This window comes from Streptomyces sp. NPDC058246 (assembly GCF_042881985.1).
Lineage (GTDB): Bacteria > Actinomycetota > Actinomycetes > Streptomycetales > Streptomycetaceae > Streptomyces.
This window is the reverse complement of record NZ_JBHVWZ010000009.1, coordinates 1-5,948: the sequence shown is the minus strand read 5'-3', so window position 1 is coordinate 5,948 and position 5,948 is coordinate 1. Positions and strand designations below refer to the sequence as shown.

Here is a 5,948-nt window from a genome sequence, read left to right as displayed (position 1 = left end):
AGGAGGGAGTCGCCGCCGAGGTCGAAGAAGTCGGAGTCGTCGGTGAGTTCGGTGTGGCCGAGGTGCGCGGTCCAGGCGGCGACCACCGCTTCACGAGGGTCCGCCGGCGCGCTCCCGCGTACGGCACCGGACCCTGCCGGCGGGGTGGACTCCCCGGCCGGTACGGACGTCGGTGCCGACCGGATCGGCGCGCCGGCACCGGTCGTCGCCGGGGCGGCGGGACGGCTGGTGGCGGCCTGGGCCTCCGGGGCGATGAACCGCGGTCCGGCGAACTGGTAACCGGGCAGGTGCACCATCCTTCCCTCCGCACACAGCGCCGTCGGGTCCACCGGCTGGCCGAGGGCCCACAGCTCGCCCAGAGCCCTCAGCGGCGCCTCGCCGGAGTGTCCGGCGCCCGCGGCGCCGAGCGGAACGGCGCTCAGACCCGCGGACTCCGCCAGTGCGGCAAGGGCCCGGCCGGGACCGACCTCGACGGCCACGGCGCCCGGGAAGGCCTCGGCGACCGCGGCGAGCGCTTCCTGGAACCGGACCGTGCGGCGGGCCTGTTCGGCGAACATCCCCGGCTCGATCTCCGTCCCGGCGGGCAGCAGCCGGCCCGTGGCGTTCGCCGCGAAGGGCAGGGCCGGTCGGGCGAGCCGCACGCCGCGCAGCGCGTCCCGAAGCTGTGGCACCGCGGGCTCGATCAGGGCGGAGTGGAAGGCACCACCGGTCCGCAGCCGCCGGGTGACGACGCTGTCGCCCAGCCCGATCCGGAACTCCTCGACCTGGTCGGCGGGTCCCGCCACGACGCAGTTGTCCGTGCCGTTGACCGCGGCGAGCTCCAGCTCGTCGCCGTACTCGGACACCAGCTTGCGGGCCTCGGCCTCACCGCAGCGCAGAACCAGCATCGCGCCGGGCGGGCAGCTCTGCATGGCGCGGCCGCGAGCGCTCACGAGCCGTGCGGCGTCGGGCAGTTCGAGCACCCCCGCGAGACAGGCGGCGGTGATCTCGCCCAGGCTGTGCCCGACGAGCGCGGCCGGCACGATGCCGAGCCCGGTCAGCGCGGTCGCCGCCGCGTACTCGACGGCGAACAGCGCGGGCTGGGCGAGTTCCGTCTCCTCCAGTTCCGCGGCGGGGAAGCCGACGTCCGTCAGAGCCCGTCGCACCGTGGCCGCCAGGTCCGGAGCGAACGCGCCGAGACAGGTGTCGAGCGCTGCGGAGAAGCCGGGCAGGGACTCGGCGAACGGCAGGGCCATGCCCGGGTACTGGGTGCCCTGTCCCGGCAGCAGGAACACGACGGGAGCGGGATCCCGGACGGACCTGCCGCCGTGCACCGCGCCCGACGCTTGCACGAGACGCGCGGCGACCTCGGGGCCCGTACGGCCGGTCACCGCCAGGCGCCACGGCAGACGGGCCCGTCCGGCGGCCAGCGTGTGAGCGACATCGGCCAGCGGGGTGCCGTCGGCCGAAGAACCGTCCGCGCCGCCCTCCCCCGCAAGGTGGGCCGACAGGCGCGCGGCCGACCGGTCGAGGGCGTCCGGCGTCGCCGCCGACAGCACCACCAGCCGGTCCCGTGGCTCCGCCCGGGGGACGGCGACGGGCTCCGGAGCCTGCTCGATGACGACGTGGGCGTTCGTACCGCCGATACCGAACGAGCTGACCCCGGCGCGCCGCACCTCGGTGCCGGTCCACGGCCCGGCCTCGGCGGGCACGTACAAGGGAGACCCCTCGATCTCCAGCAGGGGGTTGAGTTCGCTGAAGCCGGCGACCGGCGGCAGCACGCCGTGCTTCACCACCATCAGGGCCTTGATCAGCGAGGCCAGCCCGGCCGCCGCGTCCAGATGGCCGATGTTGGCCTTGACCGCGCCCACGGCCACCTGCCCGGGACGCGCGCCCAGGCCGCCGAGGGCGGCGGACGCGGCGGACCACTCGATCGGGTCGCCGACGAGGGTCCCCGTGGCGTGCGCCTCGAGGTAGCCCACGGACGAGGCGTCGACACCCGCGCTGTGCAGGGCCGCGCGGATCACGGCTTCCTGGCCGCGGGCGGACGGGGCGTGGTAACCGGCCTTGTCGGAGCCGTCGTTGTTGATCGCCGTACCGAGAATGACGCCGTGCGGACGCGGGCCGTCATCGGCCAGGGCGTCCGTCAGCGGGCGCAGTACCACGCACGCCACTCCGGAGCCGGCGAGCGCTCCGTCCGCATCCGCGTCGAACGGCCGGCAGACACCCGAAGCCGAGAGGATGCCACCGGGCACGTACAGATGTCCGGCCTGCGGGAAGTCGACGCCCGCGGCGACCACCACGGCCTGGTCGCAGTCGCCGTTGAGCAGTGCCTGAACGGCCATGTGCACGGCGACCAGGGAAGAGGAGCAGGCCGTTTGCACCGTCAGCGCCGGACCGGTCAGCCCGAGCTTGTAGGCGATCCGGCTGGCCAGGTAGTCCGGTTCGGAGCCGCGCAGCGCCTGTTCGAGCGCCGAGGGGGCGAGCGTGCCGCCGCTCAGCATGCGGCGCAGGTAGGCGCTGCCGCTGGCCGAGGCGTAGACACCGGTGGTGGACTCGGCGTCGAGGGGGTCGACACCGGCGTCCTCCAGAGCACTCCAGGCGGCCTCCAGCATCAGCCGTGCCTGAGGGTCCATCAGCTCGGCCTCACGGGGGGCGACGCGGAACAGCTCGTTGTCGAAGCGGTCCGCACCGGGCAGGAACCCCCGCACGGGCACGTACCGGTCGTCGTCGAGCAGCGCGGGATCCGTCCCGGCGTCGAGCAGCTCGGACCGGTCCAGACGGGTGGTCAGCACGCGGCCGGCCCGCAGCGCGGACCACCACTCGCCGAGATCGTCCGCGCCGGGGAAGCGGGCGGCCATGCCCGTGACGGCGATGTCGAGTGAGCGGTCGCGGGTCATTTCCCACACTCCCCGCTGGTCGGCCGGCAGTCAGGGCGCGGCGCCGGTGTCTGCCGTTCCCGCGCCGGCGGCGCGGGGCGATGGGCGGCGGATTTCCTCACGGTTCCCCCAGGAAGAGGCGGTCGGGTGACGCGTCGGGCCGGCCTGTCGATACGAGTGGCCGGGCGCGCGCGGATGAAGAGCGGGCAGTCGTCTGCCCGCATGGGCGAGATCGAGTGAGATCAGGCGGAGGCTTTGCCGGACCTGGCACGCCCCACGAGGCCCAGGCCGAGTGCCGCGGCGGTCAGCGCCAGGAAGGCGCCACCGGTCAGCACCATGCCGGTCCAGCCGTAGGCGCCGTACGCGGAGGCGGCGGCGAGGGAGCCCACGGCACCGCCGGCGAAGGACGACAGCATGAAGATCGTGTTCAGCCGGGCGGTGGTGTCCCCGCCCAGGACGAACAGCCGGGTCTGGTTGGCGACTTGGCTGGCGCTCGTGCCCAAGGTCAGGAGGTTGCTCCCGATCACGAGGGCGGCCATCGACTCGCCGAGGAGACCGAACAGCGCGAACGACACACCGATACAGCCCAGTGCCCACACGTTGACCACGGTGGGCCCGTGCCGGTCGTTGAGCCGGCCCGCGTACGCGGACAGCAGCGCGGCGGGCAGCGTGTAGAGGCTGAACAGCCCGGCGAAGGCGGGGCCCTCCCGGAACGGAGGCTCGGCCAGATGGAAGGAGAGAACCGCCCAGAAGGTGCTGAACGCTGCGAAGACCGTCGCCCCGAGAAAGGCCGACAGGCGCACTTCGCGATGGGCGGCGAGCAGACCGGGAAGGCTGCCCAGGAGCTTGGGATACGGCAGCCGGGGGCCCCCGCGGTTCAGCCGCTCCGGCATGCACCGCGGGAGGAACAACAGGAGTGCGCCGGTCATCGCCGCGGCGACCAGATACGCCGTGCGCCAGCTGCCGCTGGCATCCGACACGGCACCGGAGACCGTGCGGGAAAGTGTCGAGCCCAGGGTCAGTCCGAGACCGATGAGGCCGACGACATGACCGCTGCGCTCGGGCCCCGCGAGAGCGGCGGCCGTCGGCGTGATGATCTGCGGCAGCACGGTGGCCGTGGAGACGGCCAGGGTGGCGACGGTGAGCGTGACCAGGTTGGGCGCCGCCGCGGCGACGAGCAGGCCGGCACAGGTCACCGTCAGCAGTACGGTCACCAGTCGGCGTACGCGGGCGGTGTCGGTGAGCGGCACGATGAACAGGATGCCGACGGCGTAGCCGATCTGGGCGGCGGAGGCGATCAGCCCGGCGCTGTTCTCTGTCACGCCGAGACCGTGCGCGATCGCCTCCAGCAGAGGCTGCGGGAAGTAGATGTTGGCAACGGTGACGGCACCGGCAATTGCCATGGCCAGCACGCTCACCCGCTGCGCGGGAGGCTGGGCAAGGCCGGGGCCGGGAACACCGCTGCGGGAGGCGGAGGAGGGAACGGTCAAGAGGGGGCTCCCTATGTGGGGCCTGCAGGGCCTGGCTCTGTGGGACGATCCGGGTCAGGTCTCCCGTGCTGCGGCACAGGACACTCGCGGCAGCCGAAGCTAGTCCAGGCCACGCCGATTGGCAAGTGATTGCCAACCCACTTTGGCAATAAAGTTCCAGCGGGGGTGGGGTGGGTGAACAGGAATCCGGCCATCCGTTTGCCTAATCGAAGAGCATGGTCTACCATCTCGTCGGGAAAATGCTGGAAAGATTCCGAAAGCCCACAAGGCATAAGGCATCACGGGGGTGTTGATCTGCTGGCGTCTAGAGTCATCTGGGGCAAATCATGCTGGAGCAGCCGTACTTCGGGCGTCGCCTCAAGCAACTGAGGCTGGAAAGGCGCCTGTCACAGGCCGCCCTGGCCGGGGATGGAATGTCCACCGGCTATCTGTCGCGTCTCGAGTCGGGCGCGAGGCGGCCCACCGAGCGCGCGGCCGAGTACCTGATGAAGCAACTCGCTGTCGGTCCGGCCGACTTCGACGAACAGAAGGTCGTCTCCATCGCCCATGCCCTCACGGTCGCCGTCTCGGCGGAGTGCGAGGCAAGCGTGGAGGCACTGGAATCGGCGCTGGCCGCCGACGACGGCAGTAACGTGCTGCTGCGCTGGCAGGCCCTGTGGCTGCTGGCCCAGCAGCAGCGACGCAAGGGTGAGCACGCCCGTGAGCTGCAGCACCTGGAAGAGCTTGTCGAACTCGGCAAGGCGGTCGGCCTGCCCGAGTTGCGGGTCAGGGCGATGACTCAACTCGCCCGTTGCCTCCGGTCGGCGGGCGAGATCGCCCGGGCCACCGGCATCGCCACGCACGCGCACGAGCTGGCCCGGGAGAACCAACTCGGGGTCTATGACCTCGCGCTGGTCCTGCTGGCGCTGATCTCCGTGGAGACGGAGGGTGGCCGGCTACCGGACGCCGGCGCGCACGCCGACGAACTGATCACCCTGGTCGAGGGACGCTCGGACTCGCTGTGGGCCGAGGCGATCTGGACGGCCACGGCGGTACGGGTCCGGCAGGGCGACCTCGCCACGGCCGAGTCGCTGCTCGGCCGTGCCCTGGAGGAGTTCCGCAGCAGCGAGAACCTCCTTCTGTGGCTGCGGCTGAGAGTCGCCGCGGCCCGGCTGCACCTGCTGAAGACGCCGTCGGACCCGGAGGCGGCCCAGCGTTGCATCGAGGCCATCGAGGCCGGCCTGCCCTTCGCCGATTCGGCCGTGCTGGAGCAGGAGTTGCTGTTCATCAAGGCCAACCTGGCCTTCCATGAGGGCCGCTACATGGACGCCCGCGCGCTGCTCGGGCAACTGGACCGCAGTGCGCTGCGCCTGTCCTACCGCGACCGTGTCCAGATGGACGTCCTCGACAACCGGCTGCGCATCGCCGAGGGCGACGAGGAAGAGGGCCTGCGCGGGATGCACAGACTGGCGCAGCAGGCTCACGAGACGTCCAACATCGACCTGGCCGCCGACATCTGGCGCATCGCCGCCGAGACCCTGGTCCAGGTGCACCAGAAGCAGTCCGCCAAGAACACCTGATCCCGGCCGGCATGGCGATGCCCCAGGCACCGCCTGGGGCA

Annotated in this window: 3 protein-coding genes; 1 reads left to right on the top strand and 2 read right to left on the bottom strand. The window is 72.1% G+C overall.

Annotated features, from left to right (window positions below; translation table 11 throughout):
- On the bottom strand, window positions 1-2,879 hold a 2,879-nt coding region (locus ACFVXA_RS15540), incomplete at its 3' end, for a type I polyketide synthase (protein WP_390025262.1).
- Between the two features lie 221 nt (window positions 2,880-3,100).
- Window positions 3,101-4,348, bottom strand: a complete 1,248-nt coding sequence (locus ACFVXA_RS15535; protein WP_389749916.1) for an MFS transporter — start codon at window positions 4,346-4,348, stop codon at window positions 3,101-3,103.
- Between the two features lie 326 nt (window positions 4,349-4,674).
- On the opposite strand from ACFVXA_RS15535, the gene ACFVXA_RS15530 reads away from it, so the two are divergent.
- Complete coding sequence (locus ACFVXA_RS15530; RefSeq protein WP_362032517.1) at window positions 4,675-5,907, top strand: helix-turn-helix domain-containing protein; 1,233 nt, start codon at window positions 4,675-4,677, stop codon at window positions 5,905-5,907.
- Window positions 5,908-5,948: the final 41 nt, after the last annotated feature.